20 protein-coding genes and 1 tRNA gene are annotated in these 23865 nt (G+C 41.6%); 10 read left to right on the top strand and 11 right to left on the bottom strand.

Translation table 11 applies throughout. The features are described 5' to 3' along the window. Positions 1-12 precede the first annotated feature (12 nt). The 4 genes from ACHUGF_RS00735 to cydX all read left to right on the top strand — a co-directional run bounded on the left by ACHUGF_RS00735 (position 13) and on the right by cydX (position 4512). Complete coding sequence (locus ACHUGF_RS00735) at positions 13-711, top strand: aspartate/glutamate racemase family protein (protein WP_394128855.1); 699 nt, start codon at positions 13-15, stop codon at positions 709-711. 964 nt (positions 712-1675) lie between these two features. Continuing rightward, entirely contained in the window at positions 1676-3232 is a 1557-nt protein-coding gene (locus tag ACHUGF_RS00730) for a cytochrome ubiquinol oxidase subunit I (protein ID WP_394128854.1), read from the top strand. 15 nt (positions 3233-3247) lie between these two features. Further along, positions 3248-4387, top strand: a complete 1140-nt coding sequence (gene cydB / locus ACHUGF_RS00725) for a cytochrome d ubiquinol oxidase subunit II (protein ID WP_394128853.1) — start codon at positions 3248-3250, stop codon at positions 4385-4387. 14 nt (positions 4388-4401) lie between these two features. Further along, on the top strand, positions 4402-4512 hold the full coding sequence (cydX, locus tag ACHUGF_RS00720; RefSeq protein WP_394128852.1) for a cytochrome bd-I oxidase subunit CydX: 111 nt from the start codon (positions 4402-4404) through the stop codon (positions 4510-4512). Positions 4513-5296: 784 nt separating this feature from the next. Here the strand turns inward: cydX and ACHUGF_RS00715 are convergent. The 3 genes from ACHUGF_RS00715 to ACHUGF_RS00705 all read right to left on the bottom strand — a co-directional run bounded on the left by ACHUGF_RS00715 (position 5297) and on the right by ACHUGF_RS00705 (position 11629). After that, on the bottom strand, positions 5297-7306 hold the full coding sequence (locus ACHUGF_RS00715) for a methyl-accepting chemotaxis protein (protein ID WP_394128851.1): 2010 nt from the start codon (positions 7304-7306) through the stop codon (positions 5297-5299). Between the two features lie 163 nt (positions 7307-7469). Further along, complete coding sequence (locus tag ACHUGF_RS00710) at positions 7470-10541, bottom strand: efflux RND transporter permease subunit (RefSeq protein WP_394128850.1); 3072 nt, start codon at positions 10539-10541, stop codon at positions 7470-7472. Further along, positions 10538-11629, bottom strand: coding sequence for an efflux RND transporter periplasmic adaptor subunit (locus ACHUGF_RS00705; protein ID WP_394129127.1), 1092 nt, complete (start codon positions 11627-11629; stop codon positions 10538-10540). The genes ACHUGF_RS00710 and ACHUGF_RS00705 overlap by 4 nt, the downstream gene beginning before the upstream one ends. 279 nt (positions 11630-11908) lie before the next feature. Here ACHUGF_RS00705 and ACHUGF_RS00700 point away from each other — a divergent pair, with 279 nt between their 5' ends. Further along, positions 11909-12553, top strand: a complete 645-nt coding sequence (locus ACHUGF_RS00700; protein WP_394128849.1) for a TetR/AcrR family transcriptional regulator — start codon at positions 11909-11911, stop codon at positions 12551-12553. Between the two features lie 236 nt (positions 12554-12789). Beyond that, the gene (locus ACHUGF_RS00695; protein ID WP_394128848.1) at positions 12790-13701 is read left to right on the top strand and encodes a DUF6268 family outer membrane beta-barrel protein; all 912 of its coding nucleotides are present in this window, start codon (positions 12790-12792) and stop codon (positions 13699-13701) included. Positions 13702-13784: 83 nt separating this feature from the next. Here the strand turns inward: ACHUGF_RS00695 and ACHUGF_RS00690 are convergent, their stop codons facing one another. Together ACHUGF_RS00690 and ACHUGF_RS00685 are read right to left on the bottom strand one after the other, a co-directional pair. After that, positions 13785-14234: an LPP20 family lipoprotein gene (locus ACHUGF_RS00690; RefSeq protein WP_394128847.1), complete on the bottom strand. Its 450-nt coding sequence runs from the start codon at positions 14232-14234 to the stop codon at positions 13785-13787. Further along, positions 14231-14941, bottom strand: coding sequence for a FlgO family outer membrane protein (locus ACHUGF_RS00685; protein ID WP_394128846.1), 711 nt, complete (start codon positions 14939-14941; stop codon positions 14231-14233). The genes ACHUGF_RS00690 and ACHUGF_RS00685 overlap by 4 nt, the downstream gene beginning before the upstream one ends. Before the next feature lie 316 nt (positions 14942-15257). Between ACHUGF_RS00685 and ACHUGF_RS00680 the strand changes: the two genes are divergently transcribed. From ACHUGF_RS00680 to ACHUGF_RS00665, 4 genes are all read left to right on the top strand, one after another. Further along, entirely contained in the window at positions 15258-16460 is a 1203-nt protein-coding gene (locus ACHUGF_RS00680) for a flagellar assembly protein T N-terminal domain-containing protein (RefSeq protein ID WP_394128845.1), read from the top strand. 75 nt (positions 16461-16535) lie between these two features. Beyond that, a tRNA-Arg gene (locus ACHUGF_RS00675) sits at positions 16536-16611 on the top strand. 63 nt (positions 16612-16674) lie between these two features. Beyond that, entirely contained in the window at positions 16675-17985 is a 1311-nt protein-coding gene (locus ACHUGF_RS00670; protein ID WP_394128844.1) for a motility associated factor glycosyltransferase family protein, read from the top strand. A gap of 1 nt (position 17986) precedes the next feature. Then, positions 17987-18238, top strand: coding sequence for a hypothetical protein (locus ACHUGF_RS00665; RefSeq protein ID WP_394128843.1), 252 nt, complete (start codon positions 17987-17989; stop codon positions 18236-18238). A gap of 39 nt (positions 18239-18277) precedes the next feature. Here ACHUGF_RS00665 and ACHUGF_RS00660 read toward each other — a convergent pair whose 3' ends face one another. Genes ACHUGF_RS00660 through ACHUGF_RS00635 form a run of 6 tightly spaced genes read right to left on the bottom strand, consistent with a single transcriptional unit; the run spans position 18278 to position 23864 of the window. Further along, on the bottom strand, positions 18278-19027 hold the full coding sequence (locus ACHUGF_RS00660; protein WP_394128842.1) for a phosphocholine cytidylyltransferase family protein: 750 nt from the start codon (positions 19025-19027) through the stop codon (positions 18278-18280). A gap of 6 nt (positions 19028-19033) precedes the next feature. Continuing rightward, the gene (locus ACHUGF_RS00655; RefSeq protein WP_394128841.1) at positions 19034-19648 is read right to left on the bottom strand and encodes a glutamine amidotransferase-related protein; all 615 of its coding nucleotides are present in this window, start codon (positions 19646-19648) and stop codon (positions 19034-19036) included. Beyond that, on the bottom strand, positions 19648-22026 hold the full coding sequence (locus tag ACHUGF_RS00650; RefSeq protein ID WP_394128840.1) for a PEP/pyruvate-binding domain-containing protein: 2379 nt from the start codon (positions 22024-22026) through the stop codon (positions 19648-19650). The genes ACHUGF_RS00655 and ACHUGF_RS00650 overlap by 1 nt, the downstream gene beginning before the upstream one ends. Next, positions 22019-22756, bottom strand: coding sequence for a formyltransferase family protein (locus ACHUGF_RS00645; RefSeq protein ID WP_394128839.1), 738 nt, complete (start codon positions 22754-22756; stop codon positions 22019-22021). Before ACHUGF_RS00645 ends, ACHUGF_RS00650 begins: the two co-directional genes overlap by 8 nt. Next, a complete protein-coding gene (locus ACHUGF_RS00640) occupies positions 22753-23361 on the bottom strand; it encodes a hypothetical protein (RefSeq protein WP_394128838.1) in 609 nt (202 codons plus the stop codon). Before ACHUGF_RS00640 ends, ACHUGF_RS00645 begins: the two co-directional genes overlap by 4 nt. Beyond that, complete coding sequence (locus tag ACHUGF_RS00635) at positions 23343-23864, bottom strand: adenylyl-sulfate kinase (RefSeq protein ID WP_394128837.1); 522 nt, start codon at positions 23862-23864, stop codon at positions 23343-23345. The genes ACHUGF_RS00640 and ACHUGF_RS00635 overlap by 19 nt, the downstream gene beginning before the upstream one ends. Between the last annotated feature and the right edge of the window lies 1 nt (position 23865).

The raw sequence follows: 23865 nt of genomic DNA, 5'->3' as shown, positions 1-23865 counted from the left end.
TAGGGCTTAACAATGAAAACCATAGGATTATTGGGTGGCATGAGCTGGGAAAGCACTCAGGATTATTATAAGGCTATAAATAATGAGGTTAACCAGGCTTTAGGTGGGTTACATTCAGCCCAAATTGCAATGTATAGCGTTGATTTTGCACCTATTGAAGCATTGCAACATCAAGGTGATTGGCAAGCCACTGCAAAGATACTAAGCCAAGCCGCAAAAAATGTAGAAGCTGCGGGTGCAGATTTTTTAGTAATATGTACCAATACGATGCACAAGGTGGCAGACGAAGTTGCAGCATCAGTGTCTATTCCGTTATTACATATCGCTGATGCCACTGGTGCTGAAGTGTTAAAGCTTGGAGTGAGTAAAGTTGGCTTACTAGGCACTGCATTCACAATGGAGCAGGATTTTTATAAAGCAAGGTTAAAGGATAAATTTGGTATTGACGTTATTGTGCCAGATGAAGCTGACAGACTCCGGGTACATCAAGTTATTTATCAAGAACTCTGTTTAGGGAAAGTTCAAGCAGAGTCTAAAGCTGACTACCTTAGGATAATTAGCCATTTATCAGAATCAGGTGCTGAAGCTGTGATTTTAGGCTGTACCGAAATTGGTTTGCTGGTTAATCAATCTGATATTGGAATACCTCTATTGAATACGGCTAGGATTCACTCACAACATGCTGTGAAGCTTGCCCTAACTGAAGAATAGGCTTGTGTAAACAGATACAAACTAAGAAGGGCCACTTCAAATTGAAGTGGCCCTTTCTTTTTGCTGGTCGCAATTGCTATTTAAAGCTCTCTTGCTCTATACATCTCGGAAAATGCACGCTTGTATAGGTTCGCTAGGTTTTGCATTAATTTGGTCATTTCATTATCTCGTCAGTAAAACAGTCATTAGTTGGTTAAGCGAACGACTCCCTGGCATTGACTGCATACGTCTACTTAACTTAAGGCATATGATACGTGCCAGTCTATAAGCTGACAAACGATAAAAATGAATTTATTTGATTAGTTATTCTAATCTGAATCAATGGTGTTTTAGTTGTTTAGTTAACCGCTCACTTGTTTTTAATGTTGTATTACATGCGTTTGCATATGTTCGTTGTAGCTGTTGTCATTCGCATAAATAATGAAGAGAATTGTTAATTTGTGTTAAATCTTGCTTGGCGGAAGAGTTTGTGTGGTTTTTGGTGTTTGTTGGTGGTTATTGAAAATTTGTAAAAAAATCCCTAGCATAGATATTCGCCTATCTCAATACCTCTATTATTGTAATTTGCGCCTCCCCTCAAAACCCACTTAAACCGCTTTATTCAATTGATTTGAATCAAATTGCAGTGGTATAAACTTAAGGTCTGATGAGGAATTGTAAGTTGTTAAGCTTATGATTTTCAAGGATATAGTAATCTTGTTAAGTTAAGGTTGCGCATTGCAAGTCACAGTTTTCAATAAAGCGTGACCTTCATCTAAGTTTGCTGCCTGGTGAAGGAATTTTAAAAAACGAAGCGTAGCACGAGAAATTAACTGGTTAATACAAAATATTAACAAATAGGCTTTCAAGCGATTTCTGAGTTGCTACGTTTTATTGGGTGAGTTGTCTAGGGAACCTAAACTGCAAACATTGTCTTTTAGGAAGTCATAAATAAATTTGGTCGTACTGAAGTAAGGAGTCGCCAATGATTATTGAAGAGGTCGTTGAGCTATCGCGTTTGCAATTTGCGCTGACAGCCATGTATCACTTTATATTTGTTCCATTAACGCTAGGCTTGGCATTTATATTAGCCATCATGGAGTCACTGTATGTGATGACTGATAAGCAAATATATAAAGACATGACCAAGTTTTGGGGTAAATTATTCGGTATTAACTTTGCACTAGGTGTCACAACCGGTTTGGCGATGGAATTCCAGTTTGGTACTAACTGGTCATATTTCTCGCATTACGTGGGTGATATTTTTGGTGCTCCGCTCGCTATTGAAGGCCTAATGGCGTTCTTCTTAGAGTCTACGCTTGTTGGTATGTTCTTCTTCGGTTGGGACCGTTTTAGTAAGCGTCAGCATTTGGCCGTAACTTGGTTAGTTGCGCTTGGTTCTAATATGTCAGCGCTTTGGATTCTTGTTGCAAATGGTTGGATGCAAAACCCTGTTGGGGCGGTATTCAATTATGAAACCATGCGTATGGAAATGACCAGCTTTGCAGAGGTGATTTTCAACCCTGTTGCACAAGTTAAGTTTGTTCATACCGTCGCTTCGGGTTATGTAGCAGGTGCTATGTTCGTCTTAGCTATCAGCTCATACTACATCCTAAAAGGTCGTGATTTGCCTTTTGCACGTCGTTCATTCGCCATTGGTGCCAGCTTCGGTATGGCTGCAATTCTATCTGTAATGGTACTCGGTGATGAATCAGGTTATGAAGTTGGTGAAGTTCAACGCGTTAAGTTAGCAGCAATTGAAGCTGAATGGCATACTGAGCCAGCGCCAGCAGCGTTTACTGCGTTCGGTTTCCCGAATCAAGAAAAAATGGAAACTGACTTTGCGATTAAGATCCCTTTTGTTATGGGGATTATCGCAACACGTTCTTTAGATGAGCAAGTGACAGGCATTATAGACTTAATTGACGAGCATGAAATCCGTATCCGTAACGGTATGATTGCATACTCTCTACTTGAACAAATTAAGTCAGGTAATGATGCGCCTGAAGTACGTGAAGCATTTGAACTAGCCAAAGGCGACTTAGGTTATGGTTTATTGCTTAAGCGTTATACAGAAAACGTAGTTGATGCGACAGAAGAACAAATTAAGGCCGCTGCTAAAGATTCAATTCCAAACGTTGCCCCACTATTCTGGTCATTCAGGATCATGGTTGCATGTGGCGTAATTATGCTATTTGTATTCGCTGCAGCATTTTGGCAGAGCACGCGTCATAAGATTGCAGAGAAGAAGTGGGTACTTAAAGCTGCTCTATACTCATTACCGCTTCCTTGGATTGCCATTGAGTGTGGTTGGTTCGTTGCTGAATACGGTCGTCAACCATGGACCATTTCAGAAGTGTTACCGACGCATATGTCTGCCTCAAGCTTAACGGTTTCAGATCTCTGGTTCAGTATCATCTCAATCACCTTGTTCTATGCCGTATTATTAGTGATTGAAATGTTCTTAATGTTTAAGTACGCGCGTTTAGGCCCAAGTAGCTTAAAGACAGGGCGTTATCACTTTGAAAACCAAGATGCGTAATCAGAGGGCCTAATTATGTTTGATTATGAAGTTTTAAGATTTATCTGGTGGGCCTTAATTGGTGTGCTGCTGATTGGTTTTGCAGTCACTGATGGCTTCGATATGGGTGTTGGTGCGTTATTGCCTATTGTAGGTAAAGATGACACTGAGCGTCGCATTATGATTAACTCGATTGCGCCGCATTGGGATGGTAACCAGGTTTGGTTAATTACTGCTGGTGGTGCGTTATTCGCCGCGTGGCCAACAGTGTATGCAGTATCTTTCTCAGGCTTTTATGTCGCGATGATGTTGGTATTGTTTGCCTTGTTCCTTCGCCCTGTTGGATTCGATTATCGTTCTAAGATTGAAGATCCAAGATGGCGTAAGTCATGGGATTGGGCGTTGTTCGTTGGTGGTTTTGTGCCTCCACTCATTATCGGTGTTGCATTTGGTAACCTATTACAAGGCGTACCATTCAACTTTGATGAGTATTTACGTGCAACTTACCATGGTGGTTTACTGGGTCTACTTAATCCATTTGGACTATTAGCTGGCTTAGTCGCTGTGTCAATGGTGATGCTACAAGGTGCCGCTTGGTTACAAATGAAGACGGAAGGCGAGTTAAGAGTTCGCTGTGCAAAAGCTGCCCAAGTTGCTGGTGTTGCTCTTGCTGCTCTATTTGGTATCGCTGGGGTTTGGTTAGCAAATGGTATTGATGGCTATGTCATTACCTCTGCAATTGATACAGCTGGCCCATCAAATCCAGCATTAAAGACTGTTGCGATTGAATCTGGTGCTTGGTTAGCTAACTATGACAAGTATCCATTGACCATGCTTTTCCCTGTGATTGGTTTGGCAATGCCATTACTTGCTGTTGTTGCCAGTAAGTTTAACCGTAGCGGTTTTGCATTCTTGTTTAGCTCATTAGCAATGGCTGGTGTGATCTTAACGTGTGGCGCAGCAATGTTCCCATTCGTGATGCCTTCATCACTTGAGCCAAATATCAGCTTAACAATGTGGGATGCCACAGCGAGTCAAATGACCCTACAGGTGATGACTATAGCTGCAATTATCTTTGTACCAATTGTACTGAGTTACACGATTTGGACTTACTTCAAGATGTTTGGTCGCTTAAACCGTGACTACATTGAAAAGAACAAAGCATCACTTTATTAATTAAGGAGCATTTCATGTGGTATTTCGCTTGGATTTTAGGTGTTCTGTTAGCCTGTTCATTCGGCATTATTAATGCTCTATGGCTTGAAAACACTGAGAACATGGACAGAATTAAAGAAGACTAATCTGTTAGTTCGTTAAACAATCCCCTCATTACGTTGTGATGAGGGGATTTTTTGTTTTTAGCTTTTAGTGGTTTGGTGAGGTAAAACTTTGTTTATCTTGAGAGTTTTATTCTGAGGCGTGCCAGCAAACGATAACGGCTAGTAGGTTTGTGCCCCAAACTGTTTCTATCAGAGTTGATGTGTGTTTGTTCAACTGATTAAAACAAAATCTCGTACTTGCTAACGCAATTGAAAAACAGTACTTTGAGAAACAGTTAAGTGTCTAAGAAATTAGGGGCTTACCAGTTCGGTTATAAACCGTGCCTTCTCTTTCCTCGATTATAGCTGCGATAAAATTATCGAATAGATATTGTTTATCTAGTGGTTTGTACTGCTTGAGGGGGTAACTTTCGATAGGGCAAGGTTCAAGTTGTTCTTCATAAAGGACATACACGTTTCCTAAATCAGAGAAAAGTTTAATTAAACGCTCTTCATCGGCACGTGTCATGGTGGATTAGTTTATTTGATCTGCAATGTAGCATTTTCCCTCAATCAAAACTTAAGACAACTGGTCACTTTGGTAATTCATTCTTAACTGAATGAGCGGTTGGTTTTGAGCATATGTTTGCTACTAGTCTTGTAAATTAAAGGTGAGTAACTGATTAATAGTGAAATCATGACGCCTTGGTTTTACTTGGTAAGTAGAGTTGATAAGTATAAAAAAGGCCTTGAAATGGTATTTCAAGGCCAAGTATTGATTAAGTACTATTAGCCACAATCAGAACTTAAATATTATTAGTCACAATCAGAACTTAAATACTGAGATCTGGCTTTTAATCTCCTTAGCCATTTGAGTTAGTTCAGCTGAAGCATTCAGCCCTTGTTCTGCGCGTTCATCACTGTTTTTCGCTAAGTTAGAAATGGTGTGCAAGTTTTGTGATACATCATTAGCCACAGAACTTTGCTGTTCGGTTGCACTGGCAATATTACTGTTAAATAACGCTAGCTCTTGAATACTTCCACTAATTTGAGTCAACTGCTGATTTACCTGTTGACCATTGTCGGCAGATGCTTGGCCTAAGTGTTGGCAATGACTCATTTGATTAGCTGTGAGTTTTACTTGCGATTGCAATGTTGTAATCGTTGCGCCAATTTCACTGATAGATTGTTGCGTTCGCTGTGCTAACGAGCGTACTTCGTCAGCCACTACGGCAAAGCCCCGGCCTTGTTCACCTGCTCTAGCTGCTTCAATTGCCGCGTTTAGTGCCAGTAGGTTAGTTTGTTCTGCAATACCGTTAATGACTTCAGTTACCTTGCTAATGGCTTCGCTTTCTTTGGTCACCGTTTCAATATTGAGTTGTGATTGATTAAGTTGTTGGCTTAATGATTCTAGGTCACTTACAACCTTAGTCAGTTGCTGGTTACCTTCTTGAGATGCATCATCAACTTGTTGGCTTTGATCTGCACCATGATTTGCACTGGTGGCCACTTCTTTAATCGAAGCTGTCATTTGTTCAATCGCTGTGGCAATTTGCTCTGTTTGTGCCAGTAATGATTGTGCTTGTTGACCATTTTGCTCTGCCAGTTGTTGGCCATGACTTGCCTGAGTTTCCAGTTCTGCTACTGAGCCATGCATTGATTGGATCAAGGTTTTTAAATTTTGAGCCATGTTGGAAGCACTATGGGTTATCAGGTCGACTTCATTGCGACTATTAGCGTTAACCGAATTAAAAGTTTGTGATAAATCTCCCTCGCCTAAGTTGGCAAATTGTTTTTGTAACGTCTCAAGCGGCCGAGTGGTTTTATTAATCGCGAGGTATAGCAAGATGGAGATCAATGCAATACCAATAACAGCTATGATGATAATCGTCCGCAGTAACATCATGCTTCCGCTGTTTAGCTCATCTAATTTTGCAAAACCAATTAAAGTCCAACTCCAGCCGGGAACTGGTACGCTGTAACTGGTCATTTGTTGGTTATCTAATGAGGTATATTCAAAATGAGTGTGCAACCTTAGCGCTTGCTCTTTACTCAGCCCATTAAGCAATTGCGGATTAAATTCGCTGTCTTTTTCTATTTTGGGATGAGCCATGATGTGTGAATCGCTGTTGCGCATAATCACAAAATAACCACTTTGCGCGATATTTAAGTTTTTGATGGTTTCCTGAATTTGGCTAATTGCGTTGCTAATATCAAAACCAATAAACATAATGCCAATTACTTGTCTGGCATCATCAAAAATCGGTCGGTAAACAGTCATGTAATCTTTGCCAAATAGCCGAGCATAACCCTCATACTCTTGACCGTTTATCAGTTGTTGATACCCCGGATGATTAACGCCTAAGTTGGTTCCCATGGCACGTTTGCCATCTGCTTTAGTCAGTGAAGTTGATACCCGAGTAAAGTCGTTCTCATCGCGAACAAAGACAGTCGCCACACCGCCGGTTAATTTTGAAAACCGATCAACTTTACTGCGTGATGAATTAATTTGTTCATGTTCATGCATTAGCGCAGGGGAGGTGACACCTAGTACTTTTACTTTTCTGCCATCGAGGAAAAACTTACCTGGATACATTACTTTCAAAATGTCTGCATTACGTCTAGCAAGTTGCATCATGCTATTGTATTGCAAATCAATGAAGTCAGCGTTACTGCGCATTTGCTCATCCATTGATTCCATGGCTTTTTCTGTGAGCACACTGCTTGAAGTGGTGTACGAGAAATAAGACATTAAACTAAATACAATGATGGAAAGCACCAGTGCCAAGCTGCCTATTTGCTGAGATAAGGGCCAATATTTATAATTATTTTTCATCACCAAGTTCCATTACTAAGGGGCTTAGTTAATGTAAATGAATTTGGGCTAAGTGAACTTGATGAGAGTCACTTTTAGCTAAATAAATGGCTGAAAAGTGACATAAAATACAATGCCATTATTGGCACTGTATTTTATGTGGAATAGCAAGTTACCACCGAGTTTAAGCGGTAATACTTTCAGGTTCTGGAGCGTTAATTTTTTTGGGCTTCATAAATAAAATATACATGGTTGGCACCCAAATTAATGACAGCATAGTCGTTAACAGCGTTCCGCCCGCAATAGCAATGGCAAATGGTGGCCAGAAACCACCGCCAGCTAAAATGAGTGGTAAGAAGCCGCCAATAGTTGTGATAGTTGTCGAGCCGATATGTCGCCCACAACGGTTTACAACAGTGACCACTAAATCAAAGTTTTTCTCCCGTGTCGCAGGGTGTTGTTCAAGCTCTGCCAAAATAACAATGGCAGCATTAATTGCCAGCCCCATTAATCCGAGTAAGCCAATGATGACGGTGAAACCGAATGGGTAGCCGAAAACATATACAGCTAATAATCCTAGTCCAGCAGATTGCACCGCGCTAAGTAAAATAATGCCAGTGAGTCTGAATGAATTAAACGACAACACGACCGTGGTTAACAGCAGGGTGACAACCACAACAATATTGGATAACAAGTTACCGACAGCTTCATCGCGCTTGGCACTCTCGCCACCAATCTCAATATGATATCCCGCAGGTAGTTGCACCTTGGCCAAATCATCTTGTACTTGAGAAAGCACTTTTGCCGGTAATACACCGCTGGTGATGTAGGCTTCAATAATATTGACTCTTTCGCCGTTACGCCTTGGGATGGCACTGCGGCTCACATTGATCTGATTTTCAGATAACGCCGACAACGGAATGCCGCTCCCAGTTGGCGATACCAAGTTAAGGTCGGCTAAGCGATTTGCTTGTTGGCGGCTTTCGTCCCCTAAACGAACGCGGATCGGTAAGGATTCAGTACGTTCTAATATGCTGCCACCTGTCACGCCAGTTGTGGCCATTTGTATTTGATTAGCAATGTCACTCAGGCTTAAACCGCTGAGTAAGCTTGCGTCTTCGTTAACTTGTAGCCATACCTTTGGTGTGCTCGGGCTGAGTGTGGCGCGAGTATGAAGTACATCTGGCGTATCCATTAATATGCGTCGAACTTCATCGCCAATTTGTTTTAGTTTGTCTAATGAAGGTCCATAAACCATCACTTCAACAGGCGCATTAAATGGCGGTCCTTGTTCAAGTTTCCTGACTAAGATTTGAGCTTGCGGGTATTGCTTATCAAACTGTTGTTGCAGCGACAAAATGAGTCGATTAGCTGCTTCAAAATCGGTGACTTTTACCATGGCTTGCGCGTAGTTGGTTGACCCTTGTTGGCGCTGTGTGAGGTTGTAATAAAATGAAGGTGTATTGCCGCCCACAACCCAAGTCACTTCGATGATGTCATCGATAGCTTGCAGCTCATTGTCGATATTTTTGACCTGTTGCAGGGTATTGTTAATACTCACATGAGCCGCTAGGTGAACCTCGATTTGGAACATATCTCTATCTGAGGGCGGGAAAAACTGCTCGGTCATTTTACCTGCGGCAATAAATCCAGCGACTGGCAGAAAGCCCACAGCTAATGCGGTAAGTAACGGGCGAGTTAACGCAAAATGCAAGCTCGCAGTAAAGGCTTTACTCAATCGAGGGAATGCGAGTCCATGTTGATACCAACTGCTTTTTTCACTGACAGAAAAGCGTCCAGCTAAACCTGCAATAACTGTGTGAGAGATTAAGTAAGATCCTAACAGTGCAAACATGACTGAAATAGCGATGCCACCAACAAACTCACCGGCGGCACCTGGCATTAATACGATTGGGGCAAAAGCCAACATGGTGGTAATGGTTGAGCCTGCTAAAGGTAACCAAAGGTGATGAATCGTTTGTTGTACTGCTTGCAGTTTACTCATGCCATCACGACGTTTTTGTGCAATCGCATCGACAATGACAATGGCGTTATCGACCATGATCCCTAAGGCGACCACAAGACCTGTGACTGACATTTGATGAATAGGTAAGCCAGTATATTTCATACAGGCGAGGGTAAATAGGGCTGTTAAAGGTAATGAAAGTGCCACGATTAGCGCATTACGTAGCCCAAGGGTGAGTAATAACACCATTACAATTAACACAAAGCCTTGTAATAGGTTTATGAGCAAGTCACCCAACCTCACGCTAGTATAGCCTTGTTGATCAAACAACCATTGCACTTCTATGTTGCTAGGTAGGTGAGTGGCAAATTGCTCGATAACCGTTTGGACTTTTTGTTGCCATATATCGACCCGACTATCATCAACCATGCGAACGGCTACAAGCACACCTTGCTGGCTGTCGATAAGTGCAATGCTGCTTGCGGGCGTTTTGGTTTGACGTTGAATAGTGGCAACATCACCTAAACGAATAATCTGACCGTTTTCATCTATTTTTAAAGGCACTTGTCTTACTCGGCTTTGTGAATCTAGCTCGCCAGAGACTTCAACTAATGCCCTAAAATGGTCGTTATTGATTTCACCAGCCGAAATTTTACTGTCAGCTTGGGTTAAAGATTGAGCAATGGTTGCTGGGGTTAACTGTAGTTGGCTGATTTTGTGGCCATCTAATTCGACCAGTATTTCTTCTTCCGGTGAACCATACAATTTAACAAAGTCTGTGCCATTAAGTGCTCTGAGTTTACTTTGTAACTCAATGGCATAGCGGTTTAATACGTCAGCTTTAACAGGAGATTCATCATTCCATACTACGCCTAAAATAGCCGTGTTGGCATAACCAACTTGATCATCCAAAATGCCATTTTGCGCCGAAGCTGGTAGTAAATGACGTGAGTCAGCAATTAAGTCTCGCGCTCGTGACCAAACTGGTTCGGTATCTATGATGGTATCTTTAAGCTCAAGTTGAATAACCGAAATGCCGGGGCGAGAGGTCGATTGCACAAGTTTGAGCTCTTCTAAGCGTCTTAGTTCTTGTTCTAATACTTCCGTGACTAATGCTTCAACACGCTCAGCTGAAGCGCCAGGATAGTGTGTAATCACAGATGCAAAACGGTTAGTAATATGCGGGTCTTCAGTTCTTGGCAGGCTAGAAATAGCGCCTAAGCCAGCAACAATCAGTAAGGCGATAACTAGGCTTGTTAGTCGGCCATTTTCAAGGAAGGCTTTAATCATAATGCCTCCGTAGCTAACTGCTCGGTCACTGATACGGTTTGACCTGCAACCAGTTTATGCAGCCCAGCAGTGATAATATGGTCGCCTTCTGTAATTGCGCCATTCACATAAGCTTGGGCATCGTTAGTGTAGATGATTTCAACATCACGCAAGCCGATAGTATGACTTCCTTGCTCATCTTTTGTGACCACATACACATTCCATAACCCTCTAACGCCGTCAGTTAACGCAGAAATAGGTATCCAAAAGCCTGCTGTTTGTATCGGTTGTTCGTAGTTCAGGTATGCAATTTCACCATTGATAATGTCAGTGGTATTGGGAAGTTGAATTCTCAGTTGCACAGTTCGAGTGATGGCATCAACTTCGGCGCTTATTCCAGCAATAGAGCCTAAAATTGCTTGGTCACCCACGGTAATACTGACTTGTTGATGTTGCTTTAGGCTTTGGGCGACTTGAACAGGGACACCAATATAGGCCAGTGGCGCATCTTCGCCAATTAATTTGAAGACCGGGCTACCTAATGCAACTACCTCGCCTAAGTTGTGTTGGCGCTTGCTGATCCGGCCGTTAAACGGCGCGATGAGCGATGATTTCTCCAACTTTAATTCTGTCGCTTGCAAACTGGCTTGTAAACGCAGTTTGTTAGCTTTGAGATTTTGAACTCGCTGTTGGTTTTCATCGAGTTGCTGGGCGGAAGCGTAATTTTGTGTGCTCAGCTTAGTGACCCTTTCTAAATTACTAAGTGCTAAATCTATGTCTGATTGGGTTTGCTGTAATGAGGCTTTAAGCTGTTTTTCTTCTGCTTGTAATAAACTGATATCTAAAGTGGCTAGCACTTGGCCTTGTTTAACTTCATCACCGCTGTCAACTAGGATGCTATTGAGTTTACCTGCGAGCTCGAAACCAATACCCGTAGTGTTAGTGGCTTTAACAATCCCTGTGTATGTTTGCTGCTGTGAATATTGAGCTGACATAACCAAGCTTTGAGTGCTGACAGTTTGTAAGTGAACAGATTCAGTTACTGTTTGTTCAGCCTTGCTGCAGCCAAAAAGCGCTAATCCTAGTAATAGACCTGAACCAATATTCATTGCTCGTTTAGTTAAGTTATGTGCGTGTGGTGCAGTCATGTTACTGATCCTTTTCGTCATGCAGCTGATATTACGGCTCATATCGATATCAATGAAAACGGGTTAACACTGCAGTTAGATTAATTTGAAGTAAGCATAATGCTAATTACATGTTAACTAGACTGGGAAGTCTAATTTAATAAAACTAGACTGTCTAGTCCATTTTGTGATTTAATACAGTCAGTGCTAAATGAATACAGCAGCTGAATTAGCAAAAAATCTTAAAATGCAGAGCGTTATATGAATAAAAAAATTATCACTAATCCTGATGCACAAGTGCCAATGTCCCGCAGTGAACAAAAACGTCGGCAGGTGCTTCAGTCAGCGATAGAATTGTTTTGTAATAATGGCTTCCCTAATACCAGCATGGACGAAGTTGCCAAGCATGCGGGTGTATCAAAGCAAACTGTTTATTCTCATTTTGGATCTAAAGATGACTTATTCATTTCCGCCATTGAATCAAAGTGCGTTGTTCATCAACTGACGGGGTATTTGCTAGATGATCCTGCTAACCCTGAAAAGGCGTTAGCCACCTTTGCAGAGCATTTTGGTGAAATGATAGTGACAGAAGAGGCGTTGACGGTATTCAAAGCTTGTGTTGCGCAATATGATACGCATCCAGAAACCTCTCAACTCTATTATGATGCTGGTCCAGAGCATGTATTTCAGTTGTTAGAAAGCTTCTTTTGTGAAATCAATAAACTCGGAAAGTATCACTTCGATAAACCACGCGATTGTGCAGTTCGACTTTGTTTAATGTTATTTGGCGAGCAAAGAATGCGGCTTGAATTGGGTTTAGATGCACAATTATTAACCGCGTCGCGCACAAGTTATTTAGCTGACACTGCAAGCATGTTTTTGCGAGCCTATGAAGTAAGATCGTAAATTGAACTTGACCACTCTAATTACTTGACTATAAAAGGTATAAATTAAAAAAATAACAAAAATGTAAACTATGTCACCGTTTTTTGCGTATGATTGTTTTAAAGAGGCCCACTCTCATGGTTGGCATGCTTTATCACTAAAATATCTCCTAGTTATGTTTTGGTGAATGAAAGTGCTAGTTCCAGTGTTGAGTGAGAGTAAAACAAGAATCCACAGTTATGAATGGATGCAAAATTATGACACTTTCTTCTCGAGTCAACTCTACGATTTCAACAAAAACTGCCTTACTTATGGCAAGTTCATTGTTCATCACAACACCAGCTATAGCAAAGTATGAGTATTCACCGTTTAAACTATCGGTAGCCCATGTATCTACAGGTACTGCTGATGTTGGTAATGATGGGAATCAACTTAAACGCAATGTTTGGATGATGGATCTAGAGGCATCCATGTCTATTAACCGACAATGGTCTATCGGCGCGAGTGTCGGGTATGACAATTTAGATTACGGTTGGCATGTAAACCAAGACAGTGACATTATTACAGCCAGCGTGCCTTGGGATTCTATTAATCGTTATGAAGTGGGGCTATCGGTGAATTACCGTCCCAACAAACACTGGATGTTTATTGCTTCACCTAAAATGCAATATGCCTATGCCAACACAGCCTCTTCATCAAATGCCAGAAGTTATGGTTTAGTCGCCATGGGGCTTTACCGTTATGAGTCTGGTAATTCAATTGGATTAGGTGCAGCCTATTTAAATGACATTGAAGAAAGTAAGGTCGTTCCTTTTTTAGCGATTGATTGGCAGCTAAGTGAGCGTTGGTCGTTAGCGAACCCTTTCCAAGTCGGTTTCAGTGGGCCAGCGGGCCTCGAGCTGCGTTATCAGTTGAATCAAGATTGGGATTTCTCAGTTGGTTCATCAAGACGAACGCAACGCTTTTTGATTGAAAATGACGACATCACAGTTGAAATTGAAGAGTGGGTGGGCTTTTTAAGAGCGGGTTGGCAATTATCTAAAAGTACCAGTCTCTCTGCTTATGCAGGTTACTATTTTGGTGGTGAAATGAATCTGAGTAGCCCTGATATTACAGAAGATATTGAAAACCAAGTTGCCGGTGCATTGGCCTTTGACGTGAAATTCTAGGTAATTATTTCACCTCTTATACGGAGTTATTTAGAGTTAACAACAAAAAACCGCTACCCTCGGGTAACGGTTTTTTAATATCTTTAGAAGTAAGTGACTTCTTTCACTTTTCTCGGACGGTTTTGCTGCTGATAAAGCTGCCAGACCTGTTCGAAGTCCAATGAGAGTTCTGTGATATAAAAATCACCAGATGGGTAAGTTTTAACTACTTTTGCACCGCGAATAATACCATTAACGCTCGATTTTATGCTGTCATCAGTGAGTAGCCAGTCGTCTACATTACTATTGGCACTAACCCTATGACCGTACACTTGTTCTGCTAATTCGCGATAAGCAGCTATTTTTGAAGCTTGCATCGCGTTAATCACTTTTTGAGATTGACTATTACCAGGTTGACCTTCCAATGGTGCGTAACCAACAGCAGTGATTGTTGGGAAGCTATTAGGCGCTTCGGTTTCCCATTGTACATATTTGTCCTGACTGACACAGCCACTTAGCACAATTGCGCCAATTAATAACAACACCTTGTTCATTTGGCATCTCCTAATACTGTATATCGGCCGTGACTAGCATCGGCATGACGGTAGATTAATCCATCACGTTGTTCAATTTTTTGAGGTGGTTGCAAGTAGCCTGATAACGAATTCCCTGCAACGAATGACTGAGTTGTTGATACAACTCTGTTATTCGTGACATTGACGATACGACCGTTATAAACCACACCTTCACGGGTTAATTCCATGGTGGAAACAAGAACGTGTGCGACGGGTAAGTCACTGGCCAATTGTTGCCAGTCTCGGCTAAGTAAAAACTCGCCTTGCTCAGTGACTCTAATATTGCTTGCGACATTAATGTCAACAACATTGAAATATTGTTTATGAAAAGCGCTAATGAGCCCTTGCTGCAATTGCATACCTAACGCATTAGTTTGGTTGAAGTTACCCGTTAATACAGGTGTTGCAATCACAAGTGGTTGGTCGCTACGCAGACTATCGTTGTGTGCTACCAACTCATTTGCTATCGCCGTTGCCCATCTATTTACTTGCCCCTTTGGTGCTTTAATAGCAGGAGTTTGCGGCTCATTGGTTTGTGCTTCTGGTTCGTCGCTTGAGACTAGCATATTGCTGTGAACATCAGCGGGAAAGAAGTTGGGATCAGTTGACGTATCCGGTGTGCTATTGCACCCAGTTAATGCCAATAAAACCACTGCAGTAATGGGCAGAAGAAATGTATTTTCCATTCAACATGTCCTTAGTGTGAGAGCAAGCCTTAGGGCTATATAACTTATCTGTTTATGCTATCGGCACTTATCACAAGAACTTTATCTATTTTGTCTGACCAATGCTGCTTAATTTGTGTATCTGCTTTTTGGGAAAAATATGCAGTAGCACAGCTAAAACGAACACCCCAAACGCGTTACTCAACTTGTTACCTACAGATATACAAAGAGAGTTTTATAGCGAGCAAAGCTGATTCAATTTTTAAATTATTTTAGGCACAGTTTTTGCTTTTATTTAGTTTATACATGAAAGACAAAAAACTGACATGCGGACAAGATGATGCAATTAAACACGGTCAAAACCTCTTTAATTAAACACAAATCCAGTTTATTGCTGTGCTTAGCAATGTTATGGCTATTTTCATCTGCAGCAATGGCTGAGCAAGTACAAGTCACTGGCTCGGCAACTATAGTCAATGGCAATGTTGAACGTGCGCGTGAAGGGGCGATTAACCAAGCTTTGAATTACGCCAGTTTAAAAGCTGGGGTAAATTTTTCGAGCATGCAACAGACTCAACAAGGACAGTTAACACAGGATTCATTTGCGATTCAACGCATGGGAGTTGCCAATGACATCCAACTGGTCAGTGAGATTATTAGTGATGATGTTTTGACGGTGACGCTACAACTTGAAGTGATAGAGCAGGAAGTGAATGCACAATGTAGTTCCCATTCATTAAGAGCTGCCATTTTCTTACCCAAAGCCTACATTAAAGAGCGTCGTGATCTCGCTTATGGTCAACTAAGTGATTTTGAACGCGACTTTTCTGAAAAGTTTGGTGAAGTGATTAACGAATATTCCCAATATAGCTTTGCGCGGGTATTTGCTAATGAACGCATTGATAACACTATTAGATTAACGAGTTATCGCGGCAATAGTTTGCCGACATGGACCAGTAAAGTCACTGATAGTCACTACATGCTTCAAGCTGAAATTGAGGATATGTCGACAGAACAAGAGCAGAACTATCTGTTTGGCCTGATTAATCATTACCCTGAACGCCAAATGCGTTACAAGTTAACCCTTTTTCATGGTATCAGTGGCGAGCAGTTATGGCACAAATCTTTTATGACTTCAGCCCCTTGGCAATTTAAACGTAATCAAGCTGTAGCTACCAACTCACGCACATTCTGGGCTTCTGCTTATGGTACTAAACTGACTGAACTGTTTGAACAGAGCTTGACTGAATTGGATCAAGAGCTGAACTGCCGTCCTTTGCTTGGGCAAATTATAGCTCGCCAAGGCGAGCGTATCATTATCAACATGGGGCGAAACAGCGGCGTTAAAATGGGTGATAAGTTCCAAATTGTACTGCAACGTAATATCCCTGACAGACTAAATATGATGCGTGCAGTGGCAACTAAAAGTAGGGCAACTGTTCAAATAGACCAAGTGACAGCGGACACCGCGACAGCGAATATTACGGGGATTGAGATGGCAGATAATATTCAGATTAGTGACATAGCGATCAAGATTTAACCAATTAAAAGATAACAGATTTAAACTGAGTATAAGGGTTTTCATCGTGCTGAATTTCAGTATAATCAGCTCAGTCTCCCTATAGCTCAACAGGATAGAGCAGCCGCCTCCTAAGCGGCCGATCAGGGTTCGAGTCCTTGTGGGGAGACCATATCTACTTCCTTACATCCTTGTACCTATTGCATTTGATACATACCACCAATAAGGATTTAGGATGTCTGAACTGCTTGAGTCGAATCTCAGTATCATTACACAACGCTGGCCGAGTATTGCACAGCAAATACAGTTAGCAAATGTTGATGGTCTTGATGCCGCTTTAGTCTCTGGCAATAATCAAACGATTTCCGTTAATGGTATTCAGTTAAGCAGTCGTCATGACAGGCTTGCCGAAGCTCAGTTACTAATCGAAAATACAATTGATGATTCAGCAACCCAAGCGCATGTGTTTGGTATTGGTATGGGCGATGTGCCCAGTTTATTGCTGGATAATCAAAAGCTAACCTCTATTGATGTGTATTTGCTTAACGCTGCACTATTGAAATTATTACTCACCTATACCGATCAGAGTGAATGGTTGACTGATGACAGGGTGAATTTAATTGATGAACCTGCACTGTACCAATTGCCAAATGATTTCATACCGATAGCGGCAGATCTGCAGTTAACTGACGAAGAGCATGCCATTACTCGTGATGTGGTGGTGCACCAGCTTAATGTTGAGTTTGCTAATATAAAACATCAGCAAAATGACCCTCAAATCAATGAGCGAATTAGCCAAACGATGCCGTTGATTAAGCGAGATGATGACGCCGCTTTACTACTGGAACGCTATGATGCAAAACAAGTTTTAGTCGTTGCTGCAGGGCCTACGCTTGAAACACAGTATGAGACAATTAAACATTTTCATCGTCAAAACGGCAATGTGTTGATTTGCGTCGATGTTGCTGTGAAGGCGCTTGTCAATGCAGGCATTACGCCAGATATCATTGTTACGTTAGATGAGAAAATTACAGCAACGATGGTATGGCATGAGTGCTTGTCTGCTACTTCATTAGTTTATTTCCCAAGAACGCAGCCTGGCTTAATTAATGTTTGGAAAGGGCCGAGGTATAGTGCTTATACCACTAGTGCACTATACGCTTCGTTAAATGCTATTTTACCTAGGTTGAACTTGTTCGCGAATGGCAGTGTATTTCATCCAGCAGCTGATTTAGCGATAAAACTGTCTCCTAGATCTGTCATCTTCTTTGGGACAGATTTCTCTTACCCGAATAATCGAACACATGCCTTTTGGGAGAATGGGAAATTAGGTGTGTTAGGTGTAGAGACTAAAAAGCATTGGGTAATTAATGGGAAAGGTGAAAAAGTGGCAACTGATTTAAATTTCCGCGGTTACTTAAGAAGTCTTGAGCAGCTTATCTCTGGGCATGCCAATATCAAGTTTTATCAAGCGAGTGAAGAGGGTGCGAAAATCCATGGTGTCGAGTTATTGAAAGATAATTATACTCAGCAAGGAGGCAAATAACATGACCCCAACCATTTATGAGTTACTGAACCGGACAGCGCACTTATTCAGACAAGCCAAAGAACCTTTGGCCGCTGAAGCGCTGGTGACATGTTTAGATACTCTAGAGAAAGATTACCTAGCGCTATTAAATGCCCCTGAGTTTCAGCAGTTGCTGGGTTTAGCACTCCAAGCTCAAGAAAGGCAAGACTGGCATGGACTTGCCGATTATCTTGAGTATGAATTAGTTGAACTTATCAAACAACATAGCTAATTGCTAAGCGACTTTGCAGTCAAAGTCGCTGATTTAGTTTTAGTTGCGCCAGTCATGATGCCAGTTAGACTGTGAGATAGCTGCTTCATACAATGCAATATCTGACGGATTATCTACCTCGACCCAACCACCAGAGATTGGTGTTACCGCAATATCAACACCATTGTGAAGCAGATTAGACAACATCGATGTCATATCGAGTTGATTAATTTGTTGTTCACTGAGCGTGTGTAAATATGCTTTAACTTGCTGCCAACCTGAAGGTGAGAACTTAATTAACCCCATATACTGGCCATTAATTTGTTTGATTGATGTGGCCTTGTCACCAATATTGGTCAATAGTCCATTGTTGTGCTGAAACGTTTCGGCATCAGAAAGCGGATCATCAAAGCGTTCTGACCAGAGTTGATTCCATTGTGTGTCATAGGTTGTTGCAATAGGGGAGTTGTTTTTTAGTAGCTGTTTAACAATATCATTGCGGTAAACAATGTCCCCGTAACTCACAATCACTGTTTGCTGTTGCAATAATGTGTCGGCGCACAGCAAGGTTCGAACCATATTGCCTTTATCCCAGTTGGGGTTGTGAATTGGTGAGTCACCGTATTTTTCAAGTAAACGACCATTGTAGCCATTGATGACGCTGATACTGTTAATCCCAGCTTGTTGAAGAGCATCTATTTGCCACTCTATCAATGGCTTACCTAATAGTTTTGTTAATGGTTTTGGCGCGTTATCTGTTAAGTTTCCGAGCCTAGAGCCTCGGCCTGCAGCTAGAATGATTGCTTTCACGTTACCTCACTTAAAAAGCCACTGAAATAATTGTTGGTCGAAATCACTAATGTTGTTCTCTCGCTCGGGGTGCCACATGATGCCAACAATTGGCGCTGTACGATGTATAAAGCCTTCGGCAACTTGTTCAACAGTTGCAAAAGTATTCAAGGGGGGCGGCAGTGGCAGTTGTACTGCACATGAATGATAAGAATTTACGTTTAATAACTGTGAAGCCGCCCAAGGCAATGTCGTTGTGGCGAATTGATGGCGACTATTCACATGGTCCTTGGTATCAATGTGCGTTAGCTTGCATCCATAATGCAACGCTATCAACTGTGCGCCGCGACAAATACCCAGGAGTGGTAATTGGTTATCGATGCAGTAATTGATTAAATGCTCTTCGGTTGTATCTCGAATCGGCTCCGCGCCTATATCATCGCCGCCGGATAAAATAATGCCATCCAGTTGCCACTGCTTTATGTAAGCTTCGATGTCGTGTCCAATATTGGGTAGCATTATCCAAGTAAAGTCACTTTTAAACTGAGCAAATAATGCATACCAATCTCGAGCTAATGCGTCTCTATGCTCGTGATAGTGAGTTGCGTGACTACTTCTTAAACTAATGCCAATTCGTTTCATTATGATGTTTTCACTATCTGTTTATCACGGCAATTAAGTACAACCTGTGATTGTGCTAATTGTTCAAATAGTTGCTCTCCACATCCGATGGCCGCGGGAATACCAAATTCTGCACAACGTATTGCCATATGGGAGTTAGCTCCACCATATTGAGTGATGAGGCCTGAAATGCCCTTGGTGAAGATCCAGTCAAAGCCTGGATCGGCATTTTCTATACAAACAATTTTACCGGCTAAGTTAGTTGCTGCAGAAGTATCGGCTGTTAGCTTGATGCAAGTACCGGTTACTACTTCGAGTGTAATGTAATTTGGCATGGCGCGATGCAAAGGCACTACAAATACATCATCGGGCTGACAGATCAAATGACCGAGCTTCAATAAGCAGGACTGTTGGTAGGTTAATTTTGCTTGGTTCACTTTATCAAACCATAGCCTATCAGGAGTATCCAAAAGGGGAACTGTTAATGTGTCTATGATGTCCTTTAAATCAAGGTATGACAAATCATCTCTTGATAAGCCAATACTCAGTCCCCAATGCTCAATAACATGAAGAGAATCAGATAAGTGTTTTGTAAACACAAATTTTGCATACTCTCGGGCTTCAATCGCTTGACGAGCATAGGAAAAAAGTCGCTCAACGGAAATATCTAAACCACTCTCCTGCAGTAGTGTCGTGAGCTTATCTGTTTCTATTTGCGCCCACTCGAATGATGTGGCATCGAGCTCATTGGCGCTATTAGCAATGTGTTCTGTTGAATTAGTAAATAAGTCACTTCTTTCATCGTATCTCAATGATGTGATGTCATACGTGGAAGGGCGTAAATGGCCAAACTGTTTAATAAACTCATCTCGATGCAGTGAACCACTTAGTACGTCTGCATAGTGTTGGGTCAGTTTGCCTGAAACTGTTGAGATGGAACGTTTCCATTGGTTAAGCCTTGATGGGGAAAGGGCACCGTACTCTACAGCTGAATGAAGCAGTGATTCAGCAATAAAAGCATGTCGAGCAATAATTGAAAAGGGTAACGTACCTAATGTTTTCGTTAACGCTAATTGTTGTTTTAAATGTGATATTTGGGCTTCAGCAGTCTCATGTGTTGTGTGAGAAGGTATCGTTGCCAGTGTGTCTATATCGCTTAGTGCTTTTGATAAACTTCCGTCCCCCTCATCTTGAAGTGCTGCCATCGTTAGTGCGGTTAATTGCTGTTGATAGCTGTCTAATTCGTCATCAGATAGCAGGGATGGATAACGAGAAGTAAACTGTGATTTAAAGTTGAATAAGCAGCAGGTAAATGCAACTTCAAACTCTACTTTGTCATGCAACTCTGGGTGTGAAGATAGTCTCATTATCCAAGCATCGATTAATCGTTCTGCGACATCTGGTGCGATGCTTTTTGGTAAAAAAGAGTTGAAACTGGTTCTCACATCTATGTAGGGGTGATTGGCGATAACTTGCATCAGCTCTCTTTGAGCTGGCGCGTAGTAACCCATTTTTTCCCGTGCAACTAACCATATGTTGTCGGTAATCACATAGCGGTATAAAGAACTTGCTAGTGGCCTCGGTGTTGCCCCAATAATTTCTGCTGGATTCCAATCTGGCATGCTACCAAGAATAGATGATTCCCCAAATACATTTGGCTTTCGCGATAGGTGTTGAGTGAGAAACTGGCTGACAAAGTGTAATTGCCTAGCTACCCGCTTTTCAGTTAGTGGGTGCCAAGTGTTACTTAATGTGATTCTTCTTACTTGCAAAATATAGACTTGCTCAAGCGTATTTATTGCAAACTCGATATCGAGTGGTACTTTCCCAAAAAGCAGCTCAAGTTCTTGGCAAGCGACAATAAGTTGCCTAATACGGCTTGAGCGAATATCCGCTAATGCAGTGCCACGGTAAATCAATACTGTTTTTTGTGTACCGATTCCACCCGTGATAGTGTCAGTTTTTCCACTCTCATCATCATAATTTATGGTGTAGTAAGGCGCACCATTTTGAATATCATGGGTCATCACTACGCCGCTCATCTGTATGTCTTTGAGCATTGGCTGGATCAGCACTTGGTTTAACAGTGTTGGCGTGTTAGCAAACGATGCAATGACATCATTGATTGCGCCTTCAAGTTGTTGTTCAGAAGTGACATCGATATCTAGTACGCTCGTAAATGCACCAGCCATAGATGAGTTGGCACCATCCTCATTGATAGCACTGCTTCTGACAATGACTTTACCTTCACGAAATTGAGACTTTATTTCATACAGCACTTCTGATGGAGAGGTCATCCACTGCTGCTGAGTAAAATACATCAATGGCAGAATTCGACTCTGCTTGGTTTGAGAGCTTAATTTGGCTAAGGTTTCTGACTTTGTCCCGAAATCAATCATGGTTTAAGCCTTCATTTTGAGCATCAATCTTGAATAGGGCGAGGTGCTTGAGTAAAGGGTGGATAATGTAATACGCAGGCATTTCGCTATGTTGTGGCATGACTTGCTGGTAATTATTAATTATTTGTACAAGTGTTTTCACTAATAGGTCTGCACGAATAAGGTTGTCATAAAGGTAGTCAACATCCATTCCTTTTGGAGGAAGTGGATAACGCTCTCGATTAAGAATTGGGCCTGTGTCTATGTCTTTTTCAAGATAAATAGCACTTGCAGCGCATTGACTATGTTCAATGACTTCATGATAAAGGGTCGTGCTGCCACGGAAATTAGGTAAGTAGCCACTATGTACATGCAGTACATTAGCTAACCCCAATATTGACTCTGGCACTATTTGCCCACCATACCCTGAGTAAATGATGATGTCAGGCTCATATGATGCAAGTGTTTGTTGCAATGATGGATTTTCAAGGAATTTTTGTTCGATATGTGTTTTAGCACAATCGAAACTATCTATTACATCTGAAATAGGTAAGGTGAGATCAGGGCAAAATAACGCCTCTAACACCACAGGAGATAATTGCCTTTCAGATTGAATCGAATAATTGTCTTCACCGTAAGTGACGATTGCTTTTATTTGATGTTTGAGTTTTTGGTGTTGTGAAATCGCCTGTAAATAAGCGTTCGAGCGAGCACTATATGCGCACAGTAATATGATGTTGAGTTGCTTCATTGTGCGACCTCATCATTCATAATAGCTTCGAGAAGCGTTTTTTCTTGCTGTAATACCCAAGAAAATTGAGCTTTTTGCTGTTGTGTCATGTGAGTGATTTGAGTGCAAAGTGTATCGCAGATTTTTAACAAAGTACTGGCAAGGTAACTTTTAGGCGCAACTTTCCACTCATAGATCAGGCACTCAGCTAGTAACAAATAGGTGTTTAATGCTTGATAGTTATCACTCGCTCGCTTGTGAGGTGTTTGCGCTTCATAAAACTCATATAGGCGTTTGCTGACCTCAAACTTTTTAATTAAAACGGTTAACCAATGCTGCAATTGGTTTTGGATTTTTGTATGCTCGTGTGAGGAATAATTGCGGTATACCACACACATAGCACTGAGTAACTTTCCAGTATTAATTACATCTTGAATAGTGTGCTCTATCGATATTGCTGGCAGCGTTATTTGCTGCGCCTCAGGCAAAGATGTAATAACACTCTGGCGACTTTCATTCCACCATGTGACAAGGGCTTTACCCTGATAAGCACTGTATTGATATGTTTGTGGGGCAGCTAATAAATCCCCTTGAGCATATTGATAACTCATTTGGTTAACTCGCATCTAGTGATGATTTCTTCTACATATTTACCAATATCTTGTTGTTGATAGCTGTTGTTAATGATCAAATCTGGGCTTGCTGGTGGCGTGTAGGGGATGTCGATACCGACGACATTCGTTTGCTCACCCGATAATGCTGACTGATACAGGCCTTTATTGTCACGTTTAATGAGTGTTTCTATCGGGCTATCAACAAATACTTCATGGTATTCAGAGAATTTGCGACGGTTGTTGTCTTGAATGTCTTGAAACAATGACAATATGCAGCACACTACATCAATGCCTTGTTGCTCAAGCCAATAACACAATGCTTGTATCCGCTCGGCATTAGCTCTTCGCCCTGATATTGTGTATGGCGCATCACCTTTATCGTGCTTGAATATCTCTCGTATCTGATCGCCATCAATCAGGACCGTATTAGGCTTTGTTGCCTGCATTTTCTGGAATAGCTCTTTCCCTATTGTGGTTTTTCCAGACCCTGACATACCGATTAACCAAATTACCATG

This window comes from Shewanella maritima (assembly GCF_043643735.1).
Taxonomy (GTDB): domain Bacteria; phylum Pseudomonadota; class Gammaproteobacteria; order Enterobacterales; family Shewanellaceae; genus Shewanella; species Shewanella maritima_A.
Note: the sequence above shows the minus strand (reverse complement) of the source record. Positions and strands in the feature narration are given on the sequence as shown.